Genomic DNA, 21,500 nt, shown 5'->3' with positions numbered 1-21,500 from the left:
TCTATGGCCGAGTCCCAGAGCCCCGCCTCGCCCCGCACGCCGGGCCACGGCCACATCTTCGGCTCGATCACCGAGACCATCGGCAACACGCCCCTGGTCCGTCTCAACCGGATCACCAAGGAGCACGGGGTCGATGCCGAGATCCTGCTCAAGCTCGAGTTCTTCAACCCGATCGCGAGCGTGAAGGACCGCATCGGCGTCAACATGATCGACGCCCTCGAGGCCTCCGGCAAGCTGAAGCCCGGCGGCACGCTGGTGGAGCCGACCTCCGGCAACACCGGCATCGCCCTCGCCTTCGTGGCGGCCGCGCGCGGCTACCGCCTCATCCTGGTCATGCCCGAGACCATGTCGCTGGAGCGCCGCAAGATGCTGGCCTTCCTGGGCGCCGAGCTCGCCCTGACCCCCGGCCCGCAGGGCATGAAGGGCGCCATCGCCAAGGCCGAGGAACTCCTCAACGAGATCCCGGGCGCGATCATGCCCCAGCAGTTCTCGAACCCGGCCAACCCCGAGATCCACCGCAAGACGACGGCCGAGGAGATCTGGAACGACACCCAGGGCCATCTCGACGCCTTCGTTGCCGGCGTCGGCACGGGCGGCACCATCACGGGTGTCGGCTCGGTCCTGAAGCCGCGCCTGCCCGGCCTGAAGATCGTCGCCGTCGAGCCCACCGACTCGCCGGTCATCTCCGGCGGCCAGCCCGGGCCCCACAAGATCCAGGGCATCGGCGCCGGCTTCATCCCCGACAACCTCGACAAATCGATCATCGACGAGGTCATCACGGTCTCGAACCAGGAGGCCTTCGACACCGCGCGTCAGCTGTCGCGTCTCGAGGGCATTCCCGGCGGCATCTCCACCGGCGGCAACGTGGCCGCGGCCCTGAAGCTCGCCGCACGCCCCGATTTCCGCGGCAAGCGCATCGTCACCGTCGCCTGCTCCTTCGCCGAGCGGTACATCTCCTCGGCCCTGTTCGACGGCCTCTGATACGGGGTCCGCTCGATCGAAGCGGTGCCCGGATCGTCGAACCGGCGCGGCGCTTGATCGGAGCCCAAGTCCGCCATCCCGTGGGGATCAAGCGGATTTGGGATCAGAACCGCACGGGCGCTCCGGGCCTCGCTCCCGGAGCGCCCGAAGGTCGCGTATCCGGCTCGCGAGCCCTGCCCCGCGAGGCTCGCCCGAGAGCCGCCGTCATGTCCACCGCCCTCTATGCCCTCCGCCGCTGGGGGCGGCGCCCCTTCATCCGCGTCGGCGCCTTCAGCGTCGGCGGCGTCGGGGCCGCCCTGGTCTCGGCCGTCCTGGCGCCGATGGTGCCGGCGGACCTCGGCGCCTCGATCGGTGCGGACGCCGTCGACCAGATCCTCTCCGTCCTGGCGACCAGCATGCTGCCGGTGGCGACGTTCTCGCTCTCCACCATCGTGCAGGCCTATGGCGGGGCCACCAACACCGTGACGCCCCGCGCCGTGACCCTGCTGATGCGCGACACCCGTGCGCAAACGGCCGTCGCGAGCTTCATCGGCGCCTTCGTCTACAGCGTCGTCGGCCTCATCGCCCTCAAGACCCATGTCTACGGCAGCCAGGGACGGGTGATCCTGTTCGGCCTGACCCTGCTGGTCCTCGTCAGCGTGGTGGCGACGCTGGTGCGCTGGATCGACACCCTGTCGCATCTCGGCCGGGTCGGCGAGACCATCGGCGCCATCGAGGCCGCGGCCGGCGATGCCCTGGGGCGGCGCGCCGCGGCGCCCCATCTCGGCGGCCTGCCCTGGCAGCCGGCACCGCCCGGCGCGACCCGGATCGCCGCCGCAGCGACGGGCTACGTCCAGCACGTCGATGCGGCCCGGCTCGACGCGCTGGCCGGGGCCCACGGCCTCACCCTCCACCTGGCGGCCCTGCCGGGCGCCTTCGTCCACCCCGGACGCCTCCTGGTGGCGGTCGATGGCGCCGTCGACGACGGCCTGCGGGACCGGATCACCGAGGCCTTCGTCGTCGGCGACCGGCGCAGCTTCGACGACGATCCGCGCTTCGGGCTCATCGTCCTCGCGGAGGTGGCCCAGCGCGCCCTGTCGCCGGCGGTCAACGATCCCGGGACGGCCGTCGCTGTCATCGGCACCCTGGTGCGCGTGCTCGGCCTCTGGGACGCGCGCCGCGCCCTCGCGCCCGAGGCGCGGGTCTATCCGCATCTGCGCGTGCCCGGCCTCGGCGCCGACGACCTTCTCGCGGATGCCTTCGACCCCATCGCCCGCGACGGCGCGTCGGACGTGACGATCGGCCTGCGGCTGCAGAAGGCCCTCGCCGCCCTCGCGGATCTCGGGAGTCCGGCCGTCCGGGCGGCCGCCCACGCGCAGGCCGACCTGGCTCTCCTGCGCGCCGAGGCGGCGCTGCCGCTCGAGGCCGACCGGGCCCGCCTTCGCGAGGCCCGCGCCGCCTGGAGCGAAGCAACCTCGGGGCCGGCGCCGGGTTGAGCCTGCAACAGCAGGAGGACATCATGACCGACGAGCCGCGCGCGGGCAGCGCGCCGAAGGAGATGGACGCCGACCGCCACGCCGGGACGCCGACGCAGGGCGCCCCCCCCGGATCCGAGCCTGCGGTGCAGGGCGGCGAGGCGCCCCCCGCGACCCTGGAGGAGATCGGCGCGGCCGCGCGGAAGACCGAAACCTCGGGCGCGGCCCGCGAGGCCATCGACCGCGCCACCGCGCCCAACGGCCAGGATGCGGGGGCGTAGGCATGCCGAACGATCACATCCCCATCGTGGGCACGCGCAAGCCCGATTCCGATGTCGGAAAGCCCGGCGACCCGGCCGTCGCCGGCGGCGGCCAGTCGGCCGATCAGGCCGCGATCACCCGGCAGGGCCCCGGCGGTCAGACGGATACGGCCCGCAACGCCGCCTGGGACGGCGCTCCGAAGGGGCGCAATCCCACGCCGGCCGGCGGTTCGTCCGACGGACAGTCCGACCGGCCCCGTTCCCCCCCTGCCACCCCCGAGGAGTGACGCGATGACAGGCTCCGACGACAAGGATCCGCCCAAGGACAAGCCGGCCAACACGGCGCCGGACGCGGTGATGGATCCCAACGAGAAGACCGACGGCAAGCCCGGAAAGGGTCCGAAGGGCGGTGCGCAGCCGGACGGCGAGACCGATCCTGGCGGCGGCTAGGACACGTCCCCCGGCCGGCGGGCCTGGGTCGGACGCTGCGCGAGCCTGAACCCGGCCCCTGGGTTCGGGCCTTCGTCGCCCGGCGCGGCGGAAATGCCGCCGTCGGAACTCAACGAACTGGTGAGAAACGCGCGGTATACAGGGCCTGACATGCGCGACGCGCGTCGAGGTCGCGCGATCCAGACAGGGAGATTGCGGGTGAGTGCCGCTCCAGCGTCATCGATCCGGGCCGGGGCGCCCCCCGACCGGCTGCCCGAGCTGTCGCGGCTGGCCGCCCTCTTCGCGCGGACCGTGCTCGACGCGCAGATCCAGGGCCGTCCCGTCCCGGACGACCAGATCCGCTTCCTGCTCGATGCGGCCCTGCTCTTGAACGAGTACGGCGCCGAGCTGCCCTCTCCCCTCGATCAGATCATGCAGGATGCCAGCGCGCCGAAGGCCTCCGAGCCGTCGGCCGACCGGCCGGCGCCGGACGCCCGGGACGACGATGCCGGCCGCCTCGCGTGGCTGCTGCGCCCGTTCCAGGGATCGAAAGGATGAGGGCCGGGGCTCAGGGCAGGGTGTAGCCCGGCTTCTTGAACAGGGTCTCGGGCCGGCCGACGATCTCGGGGCGGTAGACCTGCGCCTCCCAATCCGCCTGGGCCACGTCCTCGATCGACACCGAGATCGCCCGCTCGGCGGTTCCGGCACTGGCCATCAGGGCGGCCGCGATGGCCTCGGCCATCTCCGTCTTCTCGGCGTCGGTCTTGCCCGGGTACATCTTCACGGTCACGTGCGGCATGGCGATTCGGTCCTGACGGCGGCTGGACGGACGGGAGACCGCCCGTCGCGGGGTCCATGCCAGGACGGGGGCGGGCGGACAAGGTCCGGATGCTCCCGTCCGCGGCCTCGTGCCGATCGGAAGGTCCGGCATCGACCGGTCCGTGATGTTGGGCCCCTGATGCTCCGACCTCCCTGCGACCGGATGCGGGACGGGAAACGGGCCCTCCAGCAAGGGCGCCGATCGCTGACACAACCCTGATTCATGTCTTCAGCCAGAACGCTCAGCGCAGGTTGTGCGAGATCGCGGACGGGTTCATGGTCAGCCGGAATCAGGCCGCTCCGGCGGTAGCGCGATTCTCCCAAGTGGACCGAGGCACCATGAACTATCACGGCTACCTGGACAAATTCGCGGTCGTCGGACGATGCCTGTATGCCGAGGGCTGGGCCAACAGCTTTCAGCCGGAACTGTATTATGATGGCGCGTTACTGAAGACCGAGCATCAGACCGTCCTGCGGCCGGACCTTGTGACCGTGTTCGGACCGGACTCCGTCAATTGGGGCTTCGTCCTCGTGGCCATCGTCCCCCACCTACACGTCGATCGGACGAAGTTCACGCTGCGATTCAGCGAAGGCTTCGTCTTGAAAGACCCGTCCGGAGGGTTCTCCAACCCTGGCGATCGGCTTTTCCAGGTGATGGTGGATCGCTTCTGCGGGGAAGTTGCCGAGCGTCGGGGAAGCATGCTGGAGATCGGCAGTCGGGCGCGCAGCGGCGTCAGCTACCGTTCCTGGTTTCCGGCCGACATCGAACACCTGGGAATCGACATCACGGATGGGCCGAATGTCGACACCGTCTGCGATGCGCATCATCTCAGTCGGCGCGTCGACCGAACCTTCGACTTCGCTTTCTCCATGGCGGTGTTCGAACATCTCCTCATGCCGTGGAAAGTGGCATTGGAGATGAACAAGGTGCTTCGTCAGGGCGCCCTGGGGCTCATCATCTCGCACGCCGCGTGGCCCCTGCACGAGGAGCCCTGGGACTTCTTCCGCTTCTCGAAGGAGAGTTGGCGGGGTATCTTCAACGCACATACCGGCTTCGAGGTCGTGGACGCGCAGTATCGCTATCCTGCCTCCATCGTGCCGGACTACATCAACGATACGAATTTCCAACAGATGAGTCTTGGGCCGACCTACCTCCTCAGCGGATGCATCATCCGGCGAACTGGTCCCGCACGGGTGGAGTGGAACGCGGAGGTCGCGGATGTCTACGACCTGTCCTACTCGCATGCCTGAGATGGCCCGTCGGGCAGGCCGAGCGCCATCACCCGGGGCGCGCCTCCCCGGCGCAACCGTTCTCCGGGAGGGATCGTCCCGCTGACGGACAGGGCAGAGGGCCTCGTTGCGTCGCCCCGGCGGCGGGCTCAGATCTCGGAGCGTCCGACCAGCGGAGCGACCGGGGGGCGCGCGTCCCGCCCTGCGTCGGAGGTCGACAGGAGGCGGCGACGGATGACGTGGCGGCCCAGCGCGATGGCGGGCGCTTCGATCCAGCGATAGACCAGCGCCGCGACCGCGACGGTCGCGAGTGCCGTCGTGGCCGCGAACAGGTGGATCGGGACGACCGGCGCGTACCCGGCCAGCGCATGCTCGAGCACCCCTTGGACCACCGGCCCGAACAGGTAGATCGAGTAACTGATGGCGCCCAGGTAGGTGAACAGCCGCCCCTCGATGCGCAGCGTCAGGGACAGCAGGGCGAACAGCGCCATCGCGGCCCAGTAGGTGACGAGGTACTTCACCCAGTTCTCGTGAAAGCCCATGTCGCGCCCGTAGGCCAGCACGGACGCCAGCGGGATCGCACAGACGAGGGCGCCGGTGACCACGGCGAGCGCGGTGCCCCAGCCCGGCCGGCGCTCGAGGACGTGGTAGCGCAGGCACAGTCCCCAGAACATCACCGCCAGGGACAGGGGCACGGCCACCGGGAATTTCCGCTCGAGGACGAAGCGCAGGGCGGCGAGGCCGAGGGCGGCCGCGATCAGGGCCAGGGCCGACAGCACGACGCCGACGGCATCGTCGAGACGCCCGAGGACGAAGAGCCCGACGCAGAGGCCGTAGAAGATCAGCTCGATCTGCAGGGTCCAGTACAGGGCGATGATGTTCTCCACGCCGAGGAACTGCTGGAGCATCGTGATGTTGGCGGGCACGAGCACGGCGGGGATGTCACGGCCCGGCCACACGAACAGGACCAGCAGCCCGCAGGGGATCGAGAGCCAGTAGGCGGGGTAGAGGCGGAAGAACCGCGACACGGCGAAGGCGAGGATCGGCCGGTCTCCCCCCTTGAACAGCGAGAAGGGCACCACGAAGCCCGACACCGCGAAGAACAGCGTCACGGCGATCTTCCCGACATCGATGTACTCGGTCAGCCCGGACAGGACGAGGCGCTCGAGGGGAAACGGACCGAGCTGCGTCTTCAACCCGAACTCGACGGTATGGGCGTAGATGACCGCCAGGGCGGCCAGACCACGGATCGAGTCGATGCTGTGCAGGCGGCGCATGGCGACAGTCGGTGTTGCGCCCCGATCATCGAGGGCCCTGCAGGGATTGCAGGTGGCGTCCGTTTCGACAAGGTCCTTCGCGCCCCTTGGTAAACGCACGGCGCGTCTTGGCGGGGTCCTGCGTCCGGGAGAGATTGCGGACGACCCATGCTTTCTCTGAACGCAACTGTCTTCGGGGACCCAGCACAGGACAAGCGCCAGGGATGAATACGTGCATTCCAAGTATCCCGGAGCTCAAGGACCCGGGAGACAGAGCCGAGGAGGCTTGGAGCGATGGGGCGTGGCCGAGGGCCGTTCGGGGGATCCGGCATGCTCGCGCCCCACGAGCCTCGGCGCAGGGGGACGGGGGCGCCGAGGCGTTCATCGGTTCACCGGCGGCCGCGGTTGTGTCCCGGCCCAGGTGTCGTAAGGAAAGGACCATGCAAGCTCCTGCCCCGCTCCGCCGGCCGTTCTCGGCCTTCCGGTCGATGCTCACCTCCGAGGCGGGCGGCGGCCTCGTCCTGATGGCGAGCGCGGTGCTCGCCCTCGTGGTGGCGAATTCGCCCCTGGCAGAGCGCTACTTCGCGGTCCTGCAGACCAAGGTCGGGGGCTTGAGCGTCCTGCACTGGATCAACGACGCCCTGATGGCGCTGTTCTTCCTGCTCGTCGGTCTGGAGATCAAGCGCGAGATGCTGGATGGGCGCCTGCGGACCTGGCCGGACCGGATCCTGCCCGGCCTCGCCGCCCTCGGCGGCATGGCGGCGCCGGCCCTGGTCTACGTGGCGGTGAACCGGCACTCGCCGGAGACCCTCCGCGGCTGGGCGATTCCCGCCGCCACCGACATCGCCTTCGCCCTCGGCATCCTGGCCCTGCTCGGCTCCCGGGTGCCGGTCTCGCTCAAGGTGTTCCTCACCGCCCTGGCGATCCTCGACGACCTCGGCGCGGTGCTCATCATCGCGCTGTTCTACACCGCCGACCTGTCCCTGCCGATGCTGGGCGGGGCGGCCGCGACCCTGGCGGTGCTCTACGGCCTGAACCGGGCCGGCATCAGCCGCCTCGCGCCCTACCTCGTCCTCGGCGCGGTGCTGTGGGTCTTCGTCCTGAAATCCGGGGTGCACGCCACGGTGGCGGGCGTGCTCCTGGCCCTGACGATCCCCCTGCGGCTCAGCATCGGCCGGCCGGACGATCCGACCTCGCCCCTGCACCGGCTGGAACAAGCGCTCCATCCCTGGTCGGCCTACCTGATCCTGCCGATCTTCGGCTTCGCCAATGCGGGCGTGTCGCTGGCGGGCTTCACGCCCGCGACGCTGCTCGACCCCGTGACCCTCGGGGTCGCCCTCGGTCTGGTCGTCGGCAAGCAGCTCGGCGTGTTCGGCTTCGTCCTCGCGGCGGTGAAGCTCGGGCTCGCCCAGCGGCCGGCGGGGGCCGGATGGATGCAGGTCTACGGGGTCTCGCTCCTCTGCGGCATCGGCTTCACCATGAGCCTGTTCATCGGCCTCCTGGCCTTCGCCGACGCACCGGACCTCGAGGCCGAGACCAAGGTCGGCGTGCTGGCCGGATCGATCGTCTGCATGGCGGCCGGCGCCCTCGTCCTGCTGGTCGCGCCCCGCCGCCGGGTCGGAGCTCCGAAGACCCGATCCGTCGAGGTCGCCTGAGACGCCCCGAGCGCTCCCGGATCCCGCACCCGAGCGCCGCAAGGCGCGCGGAAAGCGTCGGCCCCCGTCCCGGTCGTCGCCCCTGGGGGCGGCCTGAGGAAGAGAGGAGCCAGCCATGCCCGTCCTCGTCGCCGCGGGCGTCCCGAATATGGTCCAGGCGGGGGCGAGCCCTCCGTCGCGGGCGTGTCCTGGACCGGCGGCGCCATGGGCGGCCTCGGACTCGTGTCGGTGTTTGGGATTGGGTCGACGAAGCAGCGGGGAGGCTTCGAGGGAAATGGTGGGCGCGACAGGGATCGAACCTGTGACCCTTCGCGTGTGAAGCGAATGCTCTCCCGCTGAGCTACGCACCCGGACCGAGGGCCTTCTAGGGCGAGGGGCGCGGCTACGTCAAGCGCTGATCGGCAGGTTCTGCGTCGGCTTCGCGGCGCGGGGTCCCGAGGCGGAGCAGGATCACCACCGGCACGAGCCCGACGGCGACGATGAGGAGGGCCGCCACCGTACCGTCCTCGTAGGTGCCGCGCGCGGCCTCGCCGTAGAGATGGGTCGCCAGGGTCTCGACGTTGAGGGGCCGCAGCAGCAGGGTCGCGGGCAGTTCCTTGACGCAGTCCACGAAGACCAAGAGCGCGCCGCTGAGCACCGCCGGCCAGGCCAAGGGCAATTGGACCCGCCACAGGGTCGCGCCCGGCCCGCGCCCCAGCATCCGCCCGGCATCGGGCAGGCTGCGGGGCACGCGGGCCAGCCCGGCCTCGCAGGTGCCGATGCTGACCGCGAGGAAGCGGACGAGGTAGGCGGTGACGAGGGCCCCGCCGGTGCCGAGGCCGATCAGCGCCGGGGCGACGCCGAAGAGCCGCGTCGTCCCCGCCGACAGAGTGGCGTCGGCCCAGGCCAGGGGCCCGAGGAGACCGATGGCCAGGATCGCGCCGGGGAGCGCGTAGCCGAGGCTCGCCACCCGGATCAGCGCCTCGCCCCAGCGCCGGGCGACGAGGCGCGGCCCCGCCGCCACCACGAAGCCCAGGGCGGCGGCGATCACGGTCGCGGCGCCCGCATACAGCAGGGTGTGGCCGATCTCCGCCAGGATCGTCTCCGGCAGCCCGCTGCGCCACACCCGACGCAGGGCGGCCTGCACGAGGTAGGTCGCGGGAATCGCGAAGCCGACGGCCACGGGCACGAGGCCGAGGGCCAGGGCGGACGCGGCGCGCAGGCCCCTCAGCCGCTGCCGGGCGAGGCGGCGCGGGCGCTGGGCGCCGCTCGAGAAGCCGCGCCCGGCCCGGGCCCAGCGCTCCAGGGCCACCAGGGCGACGACGGCTACCAGCATGACGAGGGCGATCTGGGCCGCACCGGCGAGATCCGAGCGGTTCACCCAGGTAGCGTAGACCTGGACCGTCAGGGTGCGCACCCCGAGGAATTCCGCCGCACCGATGTCGTTCAGGGCCTCCATCAGGGCGAGGCTCGCGCCCAGGGCGATGGCCGGCCGCGCCATCGGCAGGGCGACCCGCAGGAAGGTGGCGGAGGGCCGACGCCCGAGCATCCGCGCCGCCTCGATGAGGTTGGCGGCCTGCATCAGGAACAGGGCCCGGGTCGGCAGGTAGACGTAGGGGTAGAGCACGAAGCCGAGGAGCAGGATGCAGCCGGGCAGCGAGCGGATCTCCGGCAGCACGAAATCGCGCGGGCGGGCATAACCGAGGAGGTCGCGCAGGGTGGTCTGCACCGGGCCGATCGGGTGCATCAGGTCGAGATACGCGAAGGCGACGATGTAGGTCGGCACCGCCATGGGCAGGAGCAGCCCGGCCTCCAGCAGGCGCCGGCCGGGGAAGTCGTAGGCCGCCACGAGCCAGGCGGAGCCCGCCCCCAGCACCACCACCAGCACGCCCACCCCGGCGAGCAGCAGGGCGGTGTCGCGCAGGGCCTGGGGCAGCACGTGAGCGACGAGGTGGGGCCAGAGCGCGGCGCCGCCCGCACCCGCTCCGCTTCCGTCGCCCGCCGCGAACACGAGGGCGACGACCGGGCTCAGCACCAGGGCGCAGAGCAGCAGGGCGGCGACGCCCCAGGCGAGGCCGCGGGGATGGGCGATGGGCGGGAGGGCGGGGGCGACCCCGGTCATGCTGGTCTCAAGGACGTTTTCCGTTGGATCGGCCGACGGTGTGGGCGCTCCTCCCGCAAGGACCGACCGGCTCACGCGCCGTAGCGGTCATGCGCGCGTCCCTCTCCCCTCCGCGGGAGGGGGTGGTTCGCGTCGGCGGGTCGAGTGGGGGAGCGACCGCTCCGGAGGGGGCGCCCCCTCACCCGCCTGCGCCGCAGGCTCCTCAGTTGTCGAAACCCACCGTGTCGAGGAGGAGGCTCGCCGCCTTGCGGTTGCGGGCGATCTCGACGAGCGGCACGGAATCGATGGTCAGGGGGCCCAGCGCCGTGAGGAGCGGGTCGATCGGCGCGCCGGCCTTCACCGGATACTCGTAATCGGCCTTGGCGTAGAGCCCCTGGGCCTCGTCGGAGACGAGGTATTCGAGGAGCTTGACCGCCTCGTCGCGGTTGGGGGCGTTCCTGGCCACCACCGCGCCGGAGATGTTCACGTGGGTGCCGCCGCCCGCGAAGGTCGGCATCACCACCTTGATGCCCTCGCCCCACGTCCGCTGCTCGGGGCCGCCGCGGCCGGAGCGCATCAGGCCGACATAGTAGGAATTGCCGAGGCCGATCCTGCAGGTGTCGGCGAGGATGTCGCGGGCGACGTCCCGGTCGCCGCCGGCGGGCTTGCGGGCGAGGTTGGCCTTCAGGGCCCGCAGCCAGGCCTCGGTCTTCTCCGGGCCGTGCTTGACGAGATAATGGGCGATGAGCGCCGTGTTGTAGGGGTGCTGGCCCGCGCGCAGGCAGAGGCCGCCCTTCCAGGTCGGGTCGGCCAGCCCCTCGTAGGTGATGGCCGTGAGGTCGGCGAGGTCCTTGTCGGCGTAGAGCACCCGGGCCCGCATGGAGAGGGCGAACCAGCGGCCCTCGGCGTCGCGCAGGGTAGCGGGCACCGCCGCCTCCAGCACGCCCGAGCGCACCGGCTGGGCGAGGTCGCGGTCGACGAGGTCGATGAGGTTGCCGACATCCACGGTCATCAGCACGTCGGCCTTGGCACGGGCGCCCTCGGCCGCCACGCGCTCGGCGAGGCCCTTCTCGACGAACACCGTATTGACGGTGACGCCGCTCTTGGCGGTGAAGGCGTCGAGCAGGGGCCGGATCAGGCCGGGTTCGCGGGTGGTGTAGAGGTTGACCTCGGCGGCCGACGCCGTCCCGACGAGGGCCGCGAGGGCCAAACCCGTCAACGCGCAGCCAGCGAACCCGATTGCCTTGATCCCACCCGCCATGGCCGACACCCTTCCGTCAGAACGTGGCGGGTGTTCAGAAGCATCGGCGAGAAAAACACAAGCGCGATGTTTTGGACTTAAAACAATTCGAAACTATTACCCCGGATCGAGCGCAAGCTTGGCCCGGGCCTGTGTTTTAATCCATCTCGTTCGCAAAAATAAACCCGCGGTCCGGATCGAGGCTCAGGCCGACCGCATCCCCCGGCTCGCGCGGGTCGTCCGCCGGCACGGGCAGGTGCAGGGGCTCGGGCAACCCGTCCGCCGACAGGCTCAGGAGGGCGGCGGCCCCGAGGAAGCGGCGCGCCCGCACCACGGCCCGGAGGGACGCCCCCGCCGCGCCGAGGCGGATCGCCTCCGGGCGCAGGCACAGGGTCACGGCGGCCCCCTCGGCGTGGCCCGGCGCGGGAACCAGGCCGAACGGCGTCGCCACGGTGCCGGAGCGGCAGGTCCCGTCGATCTCGACGAGGTCGCCGAAGAAGCGGGCGGCGAAACGCGTGGCAGGGCGGCAATACAGGTCCGGCCCGGTGCCGACCTGCACGATGCGCCCCCGCCGCATCAGGGCGATGCGGTCGGCGAAGCCCAGGGCCTCCTCGGGGTCGTGGGTGACGAGGAGCGTCGTGGCGCCGCTGGCGCGCAGGACCGCCAGGGTGTCGTCGCGGACCCGGTCGCGGGTGCGCCGGTCGAGGTTCGAGAAGGGTTCGTCGAGAAGGAGGACGCGCGGCCCCGGGGCCAGGGCGCGGGCCAGGGCCACGCGCTGGCTCTCGCCGCCCGAGAGGGTGCCGGGATAGCTCTTGGCCCGGTCGGCGAGGCCGACCTGCTCCAGCCGCGCCTGCACCAGGGCGCGGGCCTCGGCGGCGGACCTGCCCTGGAGGCTTTTGCCGTGAAGGCCGAAGCGGACGTTCTCCGCCACGGTGAGATGCGGAAACAGGGCGTAGTCCTGGAACATCAGCCCGACGCCGCGCGCCTCTGGCGCGACGCCGCGGCCGTTCTCACTCAGCAGGGCGCCGTCGAGGCGGATCGTCCCGGTCTCCGGCTGCTCGAGGCCGGCGATGGCCCGCAGGAGCGTGCTCTTGCCGCAGCCGGAATCACCGAGAAGGGCCAGGATCTCGCCGGGCCGGACCTGGAAGGCGATGTCGGCGAGGGCCTGCACCGCGCCGAAGCGCAGGCCGATGCCACGCAGCTCAAGGCGCGGCGGCACGGGGTCGGGCGGGGGCGCGTCGAGGCTCATGCGCGCCTTGTGTCACCGCGGGCGGACGGCGAAAACCCTCCGGTGCGCAGGAAGCGCAGGGTCTCGGCGATGACCGAGGGATTGCGCATCATCAGGCCGTGGCTGGTCGGCAGGGTGATGTGGTCGGCCATCCCGGCGACCCGGGTGCGCGCGACGGTGACCCGGCCGTCATCGGGACCCGGCAGCATCAGCCAGGATTCCAGGGGATAGAGCGTGCGGTCGCCCGCGATGATCCCGAGGGGAAAATCGACGGGGCCGAGGCAGTTGCGCAGGCTTTCGTCCGGTTTGGTGGTCAACTGGGCGCCGGCCGGGCCGAAGACCCGGCGATAGGCGCGCAGGGTGTGAAGGCGGTCGGCGACCTCGCTGCCACCATTCGGCGGCCCCAGCATCACCACCCGTCCGAGATTGGCCGGCCGGTCTTCGCGAAGCCAGGCCCGGGCGAGCAGCCCGCCCATCGAGTGGGTGACCACGTGGAGGGTCCGTACCCGGGCCGCGAAGGCGGCGACGGGCGGTCCGATGATGCCTGCGAGATCCGCGAGATCCGCCTTGCGGGAGGGATAATCGAGGTTCAGCGCCGCGAACCCGGCGGCCCGGACGGCGCGCTCCAGCCGGGCCAGGGACGCGGCCCGCCGGGCGAGGCCATGCAGGAGCAGCACCCCCTCGGGGGCCGGATCGCCGGCCGTGCCGGAGGCCGGGGGTTCGGGTCCGTCCATCCTGGGGCGCCTCCGGGCGACGATCGGCGGAACGGCGGTCGCGCATTGCCTCCGGCATGCTTATATTCCGGTTATGTTCCGTCAAAGCCCCGCCCGATGCCCTGCGTCGCCGAGATCCTGATCCCGCTGGCGCTGGACAGCGCCTACAGCTACGCCGTGCCGGCCGGGCTCGACCTCTCGGTCGGCGAGGTCGTGCAGATCCCCCTCGGGCCGCGCGAGACGGTGGGGGTGGTGTGGGGCGTGCGCCAGAGCCCCGGCGGCTCGAACCTGCGGCCGGTGACCGGCCGGGTCGACGTGCCGGCCCTGCCGGACGCCTTGCGCGAACTCGTCGACTGGCTCGCCCGCTACACCCTGGCGCCGAAGGGCTCGGCCCTGGCCATGGCCCTGCGGCTGCCCGACGAATCGGCCCTGAGCGAGACCGTGCGGGTCGGGGTGCGGGCCTCCGGCAAGGCGCCGTCCCGGCCGACCGCCGCCCGCACCAAGGTGCTGGCCGTGGCGGCGGACGGGGCGATGCGGGGCAAGAGCGCGCTCGCCAAGGAGGCGGGCGTTTCGTTGAGCGTGGTCGACGGCCTGATCGACGACGGCGCCCTCGAGGCCCTGGCCCTGGCGCCCGAGCCGGTCGCCCTGCCGCCGGACCCGGACCACGCCCGCGTGCCCCTCTCGGAGGCGCAGGAGGCGGCGGTGCGGGAGCTCGTCGCGCTGATGAACCCCGGCCCCGCCGAGCCCGCGCCGACGGACGCGATCGGCGATCCCCTGCCGGCCGACGGCAAGGTCGCGCCGCCCGGCGTGGCGCACAAGGCGCCGACCGTGCTGCTGGAGGGCGTCACCGGCTCGGGCAAGACCGAGGTGTATTTCGAGGCAGTGGCCGATTGCGTCCGGCGCGGCCACCAGGCGCTGATCCTGATGCCCGAGATCGCCCTGACGGCGCAGTTCCTCGATCGCTTCGCCGAGCGCTTCGGCGTGCGTCCGGCGACCTGGCACTCGGGCGTCGGGGGCAAGCGCCGCGAGCGCATCCGCGCCGGGGTCACGGCGGGCGAGATCGCCGTGGTGGTGGGCGCCCGCTCGGCCCTGTTCCTGCCCTTCGCGGATCTGGGGCTCATCGTGGTCGATGAGGAGCACGAGGCCGCCTACAAGCAGGAGGACGGGGTGCACTACCACGCCCGCGACATGGCGGTGGTGCGCGGGCGGATCGAGAACTGCCCGGTGGTGCTGGCCTCGGCCACCCCCTCGATCGAGACGCGGGTCAATGCCGAGCGCGGGCGCTACCTCCGGGTCGCCCTGCCCGAGCGCTTCGGCGGCCGGCGCCTGCCCGACATCGCCGCCATCGACATGCGCGCCGACAAGCCCGAGCGGGGCCGCTTCATCGCCCCGGCCCTGGTGGCGGCGGTGCGCGAGACCGTGGAGTCCGGCGACCAGGCCCTGCTGTTCCTCAACCGGCGCGGCTACGCGCCCCTGACCCTGTGCCGGGCCTGCGGCCACCGCTACCAGTGCCGCAACTGCTCGACCTGGCTGGTTGAGCACCGCTTCCGCCGGGCCCTGGTCTGCCACCAGTGCGGCTATGCCGAGCGGCGCCCGGATTCCTGCTCGGAATGCGGCACCTTCGACAACCTCACCCCCTGCGGCCCCGGGGTGGAGCGCATCGCCGAGGAGGTGGCCGAGCTCTTCCCGGACAAGCGCGTCATCGTGCTGTCGAGCGATTTTCCCGGCGGGGCCGAGCGCCTGCGGGCCGAGCTCCAGACCGTGGCGGAGGGCGGCTGCGACATCGTCATCGGCACGCAGCTCGTGGCCAAGGGCCACAACTTCCCGCACCTGACCCTGGTGGGCGTCCTCGACGCCGATATCGGCCTGACCTCCGGCGATCCCCGCGCCGCCGAGCGCACCTTCCAGCTGCTGCAGCAGGTCACCGGCCGGGCCGGACGCGGCGAGAAACCGGGCCGCGCCCTGCTCCAGACCTACCAGCCCGACCATCCGGTGATCGCGGCGCTGCTCTCGGGGGATTCGGAGCGCTTCTACGAGGAGGAAATCGGCGCCCGCGAGGCCGCCGGCCTCCCGCCCTTCGGCCGGTTGGCCGCCCTCATCGTCTCGGCGAACGAGCGCGAGGTGGCCGAGGCCCACGGGCAGGCCCTGGCGCGGGCCGCCGAGCCGCCGGAGGGCGTGATGGTGCTGGGGCCGGCCGAGGCGCCGCTCGCGCTGATCCGCGGGCGCTACCGCTTCCGGCTACTGGTGAAGACCGAGCGCACCGTCGACCTGCAGACCTACCTGCGCGAGTGGCTGGCGCGGGGCCCGAAGGTTCGCGGCAACGTGAAGGTCGCCATCGACGTGGACCCGCAGAGTTTCCTATAACGCTGGCCCGACGTTCGCTTGGGTAGCGTTCGATCCCCTGAGGAGTGCCCCACGTGCTGACCTACACCAAGAAGCCGGATTCGAGCGTCGCCGAGATCGTGGTCGACGGACAGATCACCGATGCGGACATGAACACCGTCATCACCGCCATGCAGGCCGACCTCGACAAGGGCGGCAAGATCAAGCTCCTGGAAGACGTGCGCGACTTCAAGGGCATGGAGCCGGCCGCGTTCTTCAAGGACCCGCGCTTCGGCCTTGCCATGATGAAGGGCGTCAGCCACGTCGCCCTGGTGACCGACGCCTCGTGGCTGCGGATGATCGCCGACACCTTCGGCAAGGTCTCGCCGGCCCAGATCAAGACCTTCGACCGCGCGCATATCGAGGAAGCGCGCCAATGGCTCGCGGCCGCCTGAGGCCCTGACCCGACGGCCGGGACACGCATCCGGCCGGCTCGTCCCTCTCCCCCTGTGGGGAGGGGTGAGGCGCGGGGGCCCTGGGGCCCCGTCCACCGCGGATCGACCGCCGGTCGCGGTCGTCCACAAGCGCGACGAGAGTCCCTTCAGGCCCGCGATCCGCCAGGGAAGCGGGCCGCGTCCGGCTCGAACCCTACTCCGCCTGGGCGGTCCGGGTGGTGTGGCGTCGGGCCGTCCAGCGGCCCGAGCACAGGGAGGAGACCTTCCAGGTGCCGCCGCCGCTCTGGGCCTGGAGGCGGCCCGAGACCGCACCCGAGGCGGTGCCGTTCGAGACGTTGAGGCCGACCGTGCCGTCCGGCCCGACGCGGCCGTTCAGGGTGGCGCCGGCCGCCGCGGAGGTGAGGCGCACCTGCCCCTCCTGCACCGACACCGCATAGGTGTAGCGGCTGTCGCAGACCATGCCGCTCTCGGTGACCAGTTCCACCGACCAGGTCCCGTTGAAGTTTCCGCCGTCGCGGGCCGCGGCCGGGATCATCGCGGGCGAGGACAGGCCGGCTCCGAGCGCCAGAACCACCGCAACTTTGGACATGCATCATCCTTCGGCAAAACAGCGTCCGTCCGAGCCGCGGCCACAGGATGGCGCACCGGCGGTTCAAGCAGACGATCAAGTGAGAGTGCGCTGAGCATACCCGCCGAAGCGGCAGGATTGTGACAAGCGCCGCAATCGATGGATGAGACTTATTGCCGAACGTGTCTGAACAGGCCATGACCATGGCCCAGGACCAAGCCGAAGCTTGGCGTTACCGGTCGTAATACGCTTGCAATGCTTGGCGGTCCCGGGTGATCGGCAGGGCGAGGAGCGCCAGGACCCTGGCCTTGTCCGGCGAGAGGTCGTCGGCGAAGACCGCGCCGGCCGCCCGCAGCGTGCTGCCGCCGCCCTTGAAGCCGTAGACGGGCAGCGCCCGGCCATGCGGGACCTGGCTCGCCACCACGATGGTGACGCCGGCGGCGATGGCCTCGACCACCGCGTCGTAGAGGGCCTCGCTGACGTTGCCGAAGCCGTAGGCGGCGATCACCACGCCCTCGGCCCCATCCGCCACCGCGTGGCGGAGCTGGCGCCCGTCGTCACCGGCCGCCATCGCCACGAGCGCGACCCGGGCGAGCCGCTCGGGGAGCGGCAGGGTCTGGCGCCGCAGGGGCTTGCGGGCGAACACGACCCGGTCCTCGTCCACCTGCCCGAGGAAGCCGGCCTCGCCGGAATTGAAGGTCTCGACGTTGTTGGTGTGGGACTTCCGCACCGCGCGGGCGGCGTTGATGTTGTGGTTCAGCGTCACCGTCACCCCCAGCCCACGCAGATCTTCGCGCGCGCCCTGGGCCAGGATCTGGCGGACCGCATTGAGGAGGTTGCGCGCGCCGTCGGCATCCGCCTCGGAGGCGTTGCGCTGGGCGCCCACCATCACCACCGGCTTGTCGCTCGCCAGCGTCAGATCGAGGAAATAGGCGGTCTGGTCGAGGGTGTCGGTGCCGTGCAGGACGATGGCGCCCGCGATGTCCGACCGCGCCAGCAGGTCCGCCACCGTGCGGCTGAGGCCGGGCCAGAGGTCCGGGCCCATATAGGCGCTCGGCACGTTGGCGAACTCCACCACCGCGATCCGGGCGAGGTCGGCCAAGCGCGGCACCGCGGCGGCGAGGTCGGCCCCCGTCAGGGCGGGCACCGGGGCCCCCGTGACGGGATCGTGCTTCATCGCGATGGTGCCGCCGGTGGCGACGAGGGCGATGGTCGGGCGATCGGTCATGCCGGCGCGGCCGATCAGTCGGTGAGCGCCCGCGCCTCTTCCGGCAGCATGATCGGGATGCCGTCGCGGATCGGATAGGCGAGGCGGGCGGAGCGGCTCACCAGCTCCTGGCGGCCGGCATCGTATTCGAGGGTGTCCTTCGTCAACGGGCAGACGAGGAGCTCGAGGAGCTTGGGGTCGACGCGGGTGGCCTCGACGGGGCCCGGGGTGTCATCGGCCATCTGGGGCGTATCCTTCGCGGGAAAAAACTATTGCAGCGTGGGCTCGGAGCCCGACCCGCGCACCAACTCCATTTCGGTCACCGCAATCAAGACCTCGGCCCGCGTCTTGAGGTCCGGCGCCTCCAGCATGGCCTGCTTCTCGCGGGCGCCGAAGGGACTCATCATGCAGAGGGCGTTGACGAGGGCCTCGTTGGGCGCCTCCTCGATGCCGGCCCAATCGACCTTGAGGTCGTTGACCTCGACGAAGTCGCGCAGGGCCTTGAGCACGCCCTCCCGGTCCACCGCCGCCTCACCCGCCCGCGCCTCGAAATCCGTGGCGAAGTCGTCGTAGGAGACCTGGCAGCGGCGGTAGCGGGTGGTGGTGGCGAGCTCGCTCTCCACCCGGAACCGGGCGATGCCGGTGAGCGAGATGAGGTAGCGCCCGTCACCGGTCTCGGCGAACTGGGTGATCCGCCCGGCGCAGCCGACGCGGAAGAGTTTCGGCGTCATCGGCGACGAGCCCGCCTCCACGTCGGGCTGGATCATGCCGATGATCCGGTCGTTCCGCAGGGCATCGTCGATCATGGCGAGGTAGCGCGGCTCGAAGATGTTCAGCGGCATCTGTCCGCGCGGCAGCAGCAGCGCACCGGGCAGCGGGAAGACCGGAATCACTCCGGGGCAGTCGGCCGGTCCCTTGTAGCCCGCATGCGTGCTCATCGTGTTCCCCTGCGGTTCGTTCGCGGCCTCACGCGAAGACGAGCGTCGACAGGCGTCGCCGCCCGCGGATCGAGGCCTTGTCCATCAGGCCCCAGGCCTCGAAGAAGGTGAGGAGCTGCTTGCGCGCCGCGCCCTCGTTCCAGGTGCGGTCCCGGCGCTCGATCTCGATGAGCTGGTCCACCGCCTCGTCGCGCAGGTTGCGGCCGTTGAGACCGAGCGCGAGGTCGAAGCGAGCCTGGAAATCGTTCGGGTCTGCCTCGATCCGGGCCTGAAAGGTACCGAGGTCGCCCAGGGCCGCCGCCTGCTCGGCGAGCTCGATCGCCGCGCGCACGCTGGCGAGGCCGGCATGGGACGCCGTCTCGGGCGGCGCCATGGCGACGAGCTCCTTGGCGTTCTCGATGTCGCCGGCGTCGAGCTGGATCTTGGCCAGGGCCGCGATCGCGTCGACGTTCGCGGGCTCCTCGGCGAGCACGGCGGCGTAGAGCTGCGCGGCCTGCGCCACGTCGCCGACCCCGAGGAGGGCCTCGGCCTCGGACAGGGCCTCCTCGATCGGCGTCGGACCGGCGGGGCCGGCCAGGCGCGTGATGAAGTCCTTGATCTGGGCCTCGGGCACCGCGCCCATGAACCCGTCGACCGGCTGCCCCTTGTCGAACGCGATCACGGCGGGGATCGACTGGATGCCGAGCTGGCCGGCGATGGAGGGATGCTCGTCGATGTTCATCTTGACGAGCTTCACCTTGCCGGCGGAACCCGCGACCACCTTCTCCAGCACGGGGGCGAGCTGCTTGCACGGGCCGCACCACGGGGCCCAGAAGTCGACGAGCACGGGCTGCTGCATCGACTCGGCGATGACGTCCTGGCGGAAGCTCGCCGTGGTCACGTCCTTGGTGGGGGTGGGGCCGCCCGGCACCGGCGCATCGTTCAGCATAACGTCCTCGAGGCCTTCGTTTGGATCCGTCGGAGGGTCCGGGTCTGTCCACCCGTTCCGTCCTGCGTCAAGAGATGGGAACTCCGCTCGCTCGGACCAGAGCGGACGTCCACACGCAATCGCCCCCGGGTCATCGGCGGATCCCGCTTCGACACGACCCACCCACCGGAGGAAACCCGCGCTCCTAGCGGGGGGCGCTGCCGCCGGCCTTGCCCGCATCCGGTGCCTTGGCATCGGTCACGAAGACACCCTGGTAGGTTCCCTTGGCGGCGTTCGCCTCGCAGGTGATCGTCGTCTTGCCCGGCTCCGGGGTGCTAAAGGCGCAGGAGCCGACGGCGACCAGAGGGCCCTGGACCACGCCGTCCTTGGTGGTCTCGCTCGGGATCACGAGGTTGATCGGCTGAAGCGGGTCGGTCTCCTCCGTCCGCTCCTGCTGGGCGCCGTTGCCGCTGAAGCTCAGGGACCGGCCCTCGGCGGCGAAGTCGAAGCTCGTGCGGTTGCGCGAGACCGTGTTCATCAGGGTGTTCTTGCAGGTGGCCGAGACGTCCTGGCCGGCGATCACGAGCTTCTCGCAGCGCCCCTCGAGCTTGACGGCCGTCTGGGCGAAGGCGGGCGCGGCCGTGAGCAGCGGGGCGGCGAGAAGGACGAGGCGGGTGGTCGAGAGGCGCATCATGATTCCGATGTAAGGCTGCGGGTCGGTTCGTCGAGGGGCTGCGGGCGCGCAGGGCTCCGGGCTCAGGCGGGAAAGCGGGCGGCGCGGTCGTTCGGGCCGTCGAAGTCGAGGGCCGGCCCGAGGGGCACGATCCGGGTCGGATTGATGGTCGGGTGGCTCTCGTAATAGTGCCGCTTGATATGGGCGAGGTTCACCGTGCCGGCGACCCCCGGCAGGGCGTAGAGGTCGCGCAGATAGTTCGACAGATTGGGATAGTCGGCGATGCGATGGCGGTTGCACTTGAAATGCCCGACATAGACGGCGTCGAACCGCACCAGGGTGGTGAAGAGGCGGAGATCCGCCTCGGTCAGCCGGTCGCCGCAGAGGTAGCGCGCCGTGTCGAGGCGGGCCTCCAGGGCGTCGAGTTCGGCGAACAGCGCGGTGAAGGCCTCCGCGTAGGCGGCCTGCTCGGTGGCGAAGCCCGCCTTGTACACCCCGTTGTTGACGGCGTCGTAGACCCGGGCGTTGACCGCGTCGATCGTGCCCGCGAGGTCGGCCGGGTAGAGGTCCGGCCCGGCGGTCCCGAAGGCGCCGTTCAGCATCCGGATGATCTCGGCCGACTCGTTCGACACGATGGCGGCGCGCTGCTTGTCCCACAGCACCGGCACGGTGACGCGGCCGGTGAAGCCGGGATCGTTCTTCAGGTAGACCTCGTAGAGGCGGGTCGCGCCGTTGACCGTGTCGGGCGTGGCGCCGGGCGAATCGCCGAAGACCCAGCCCTCCGGGCCCATGTGCGGATCGACCACAGAGACCGAGATCGCCGCCTCCAGGCCCTTCAGGGCCCGCACGATCAGGGTGCGGTGGGCCCAGGGGCAGGCCAGCGACACGTAGAGGTGGTAGCGCCCGGCCTCCGCCGGGAACCCGCCCTCCCCGCTGGGACCGGGGGATCCGTCGGCGGTGATCCAGTTCCGGAACTTGGCGTCGGTACGCTTGAAGCGGCCGCCGGTCTCCTTGGTGTCGTACCAGGTATCCTGCCAGACGCCGTCGACGAGCAGCCCCATGATCGTTCCCTCCCGCGTTTGCGT

General features: G+C 71.3%; 23 protein-coding genes and 1 tRNA gene. 10 read left to right on the top strand and 14 right to left on the bottom strand.

Annotation, left to right across the window (positions count from 1 at the left end):
* The first annotated feature begins 3 nt into the window (after positions 1-3).
* The 6 genes from cysK to ASG51_RS12695 all read left to right on the top strand — a co-directional run bounded on the left by cysK (position 4) and on the right by ASG51_RS12695 (position 3,682).
* The gene (cysK, locus tag ASG51_RS12715) at positions 4-981 is read left to right on the top strand and encodes a cysteine synthase A (RefSeq protein ID WP_056214417.1); all 978 of its coding nucleotides are present in this window, start codon (positions 4-6) and stop codon (positions 979-981) included.
* 206 nt (positions 982-1,187) lie between these two features.
* A complete protein-coding gene (locus ASG51_RS12710) occupies positions 1,188-2,456 on the top strand; it encodes a DUF2254 domain-containing protein (protein ID WP_056381192.1) in 1,269 nt (422 codons plus the stop codon).
* A 23-nt stretch (positions 2,457-2,479) separates the two neighbouring features.
* Positions 2,480-2,716, top strand: a complete 237-nt coding sequence (locus ASG51_RS12705; protein ID WP_156389703.1) for a hypothetical protein — start codon at positions 2,480-2,482, stop codon at positions 2,714-2,716.
* A 2-nt stretch (positions 2,717-2,718) separates the two neighbouring features.
* Complete coding sequence (locus ASG51_RS12700) at positions 2,719-2,982, top strand: hypothetical protein (protein WP_056275174.1); 264 nt, start codon at positions 2,719-2,721, stop codon at positions 2,980-2,982.
* 4 nt (positions 2,983-2,986) lie between these two features.
* Positions 2,987-3,145 (top strand): hypothetical protein, encoded by a 159-nt coding sequence (locus ASG51_RS24645; RefSeq protein ID WP_200917592.1) that lies wholly within the window; start codon positions 2,987-2,989, stop codon positions 3,143-3,145.
* 198 nt (positions 3,146-3,343) lie between these two features.
* The gene (locus ASG51_RS12695; RefSeq protein ID WP_244479854.1) at positions 3,344-3,682 is read left to right on the top strand and encodes a hypothetical protein; all 339 of its coding nucleotides are present in this window, start codon (positions 3,344-3,346) and stop codon (positions 3,680-3,682) included.
* Between the two features lie 10 nt (positions 3,683-3,692).
* On the opposite strand, the gene ASG51_RS12690 is transcribed toward ASG51_RS12695, so the two are convergent.
* Positions 3,693-3,923 carry a tautomerase family protein gene (locus ASG51_RS12690; RefSeq protein ID WP_056214407.1) on the bottom strand — a complete coding sequence of 77 codons (231 nt, stop codon included), beginning with the start codon at positions 3,921-3,923 and terminating at the stop codon, positions 3,693-3,695.
* 359 nt (positions 3,924-4,282) lie between these two features.
* On the opposite strand from ASG51_RS12690, the gene ASG51_RS12685 reads away from it, so the two are divergent.
* Positions 4,283-5,194, top strand: coding sequence for a methyltransferase domain-containing protein (locus ASG51_RS12685; RefSeq protein WP_056214402.1), 912 nt, complete (start codon positions 4,283-4,285; stop codon positions 5,192-5,194).
* Between the two features lie 128 nt (positions 5,195-5,322).
* Here ASG51_RS12685 and ASG51_RS12680 read toward each other — a convergent pair whose 3' ends face one another.
* Positions 5,323-6,450: an acyltransferase gene (locus tag ASG51_RS12680; RefSeq protein WP_056381191.1), complete on the bottom strand. Its 1,128-nt coding sequence runs from the start codon at positions 6,448-6,450 to the stop codon at positions 5,323-5,325.
* Positions 6,451-6,869: 419 nt separating this feature from the next.
* Here ASG51_RS12680 and nhaA point away from each other — a divergent pair, with 419 nt between their 5' ends.
* Positions 6,870-8,084: a Na+/H+ antiporter NhaA gene (gene nhaA / locus ASG51_RS12675; protein WP_056381188.1), complete on the top strand. Its 1,215-nt coding sequence runs from the start codon at positions 6,870-6,872 to the stop codon at positions 8,082-8,084.
* Between the two features lie 275 nt (positions 8,085-8,359).
* Here the strand turns inward: nhaA and ASG51_RS12670 are convergent.
* The 5 genes from ASG51_RS12670 to ASG51_RS12650 all read right to left on the bottom strand — a co-directional run bounded on the left by ASG51_RS12670 (position 8,360) and on the right by ASG51_RS12650 (position 13,366).
* A tRNA-Val gene (locus ASG51_RS12670) sits at positions 8,360-8,434 on the bottom strand.
* A 32-nt stretch (positions 8,435-8,466) separates the two neighbouring features.
* Positions 8,467-10,185 carry an iron ABC transporter permease gene (locus ASG51_RS12665; RefSeq protein WP_056381187.1) on the bottom strand — a complete coding sequence of 573 codons (1,719 nt, stop codon included), beginning with the start codon at positions 10,183-10,185 and terminating at the stop codon, positions 8,467-8,469.
* A gap of 202 nt (positions 10,186-10,387) precedes the next feature.
* Positions 10,388-11,425, bottom strand: a complete 1,038-nt coding sequence (locus tag ASG51_RS12660; protein ID WP_056381184.1) for an extracellular solute-binding protein — start codon at positions 11,423-11,425, stop codon at positions 10,388-10,390.
* Positions 11,426-11,561: 136 nt separating this feature from the next.
* Positions 11,562-12,653, bottom strand: a complete 1,092-nt coding sequence (locus ASG51_RS12655; protein WP_056381183.1) for an ABC transporter ATP-binding protein — start codon at positions 12,651-12,653, stop codon at positions 11,562-11,564.
* Complete coding sequence (locus tag ASG51_RS12650; RefSeq protein ID WP_056381180.1) at positions 12,650-13,366, bottom strand: alpha/beta fold hydrolase; 717 nt, start codon at positions 13,364-13,366, stop codon at positions 12,650-12,652. Before ASG51_RS12650 ends, ASG51_RS12655 begins: the two co-directional genes overlap by 4 nt.
* Before the next feature lie 96 nt (positions 13,367-13,462).
* Between ASG51_RS12650 and ASG51_RS12645 the strand changes: the two genes are divergently transcribed.
* Together ASG51_RS12645 and ASG51_RS12640 are read left to right on the top strand one after the other, a co-directional pair.
* Positions 13,463-15,709: a primosomal protein N' gene (locus ASG51_RS12645; protein ID WP_056352359.1), complete on the top strand. Its 2,247-nt coding sequence runs from the start codon at positions 13,463-13,465 to the stop codon at positions 15,707-15,709.
* 53 nt (positions 15,710-15,762) lie between these two features.
* Complete coding sequence (locus ASG51_RS12640) at positions 15,763-16,122, top strand: STAS/SEC14 domain-containing protein (RefSeq protein WP_056214370.1); 360 nt, start codon at positions 15,763-15,765, stop codon at positions 16,120-16,122.
* A gap of 193 nt (positions 16,123-16,315) precedes the next feature.
* Here ASG51_RS12640 and ASG51_RS12635 read toward each other — a convergent pair whose 3' ends face one another.
* From ASG51_RS12635 to ASG51_RS12605, 7 genes are all read right to left on the bottom strand, one after another.
* Positions 16,316-16,711, bottom strand: coding sequence for a hypothetical protein (locus ASG51_RS12635; protein WP_056381178.1), 396 nt, complete (start codon positions 16,709-16,711; stop codon positions 16,316-16,318).
* A gap of 211 nt (positions 16,712-16,922) precedes the next feature.
* Positions 16,923-17,918: an asparaginase gene (locus tag ASG51_RS12630; RefSeq protein WP_056381177.1), complete on the bottom strand. Its 996-nt coding sequence runs from the start codon at positions 17,916-17,918 to the stop codon at positions 16,923-16,925.
* A gap of 14 nt (positions 17,919-17,932) precedes the next feature.
* Positions 17,933-18,139: a Trm112 family protein gene (locus ASG51_RS12625; protein WP_056214359.1), complete on the bottom strand. Its 207-nt coding sequence runs from the start codon at positions 18,137-18,139 to the stop codon at positions 17,933-17,935.
* A 27-nt stretch (positions 18,140-18,166) separates the two neighbouring features.
* Positions 18,167-18,835 (bottom strand): LON peptidase substrate-binding domain-containing protein, encoded by a 669-nt coding sequence (locus tag ASG51_RS12620; protein ID WP_056214355.1) that lies wholly within the window; start codon positions 18,833-18,835, stop codon positions 18,167-18,169.
* A gap of 28 nt (positions 18,836-18,863) precedes the next feature.
* Complete coding sequence (trxA, locus tag ASG51_RS12615; protein ID WP_056214352.1) at positions 18,864-19,763, bottom strand: thioredoxin; 900 nt, start codon at positions 19,761-19,763, stop codon at positions 18,864-18,866.
* Between the two features lie 184 nt (positions 19,764-19,947).
* A complete protein-coding gene (locus tag ASG51_RS12610) occupies positions 19,948-20,433 on the bottom strand; it encodes a hypothetical protein (protein WP_056275655.1) in 486 nt (161 codons plus the stop codon).
* 65 nt (positions 20,434-20,498) lie between these two features.
* Entirely contained in the window at positions 20,499-21,476 is a 978-nt protein-coding gene (locus tag ASG51_RS12605; RefSeq protein WP_056381175.1) for a glutathione S-transferase family protein, read from the bottom strand.
* Positions 21,477-21,500 lie beyond the last annotated feature (24 nt).

The organism is Methylobacterium sp. Leaf465 (assembly GCF_001424705.1).
GTDB lineage: Bacteria > Pseudomonadota > Alphaproteobacteria > Rhizobiales > Beijerinckiaceae > Methylobacterium.
Note: the sequence above shows the minus strand (reverse complement) of the source record. Positions and strands in the feature narration are given on the sequence as shown.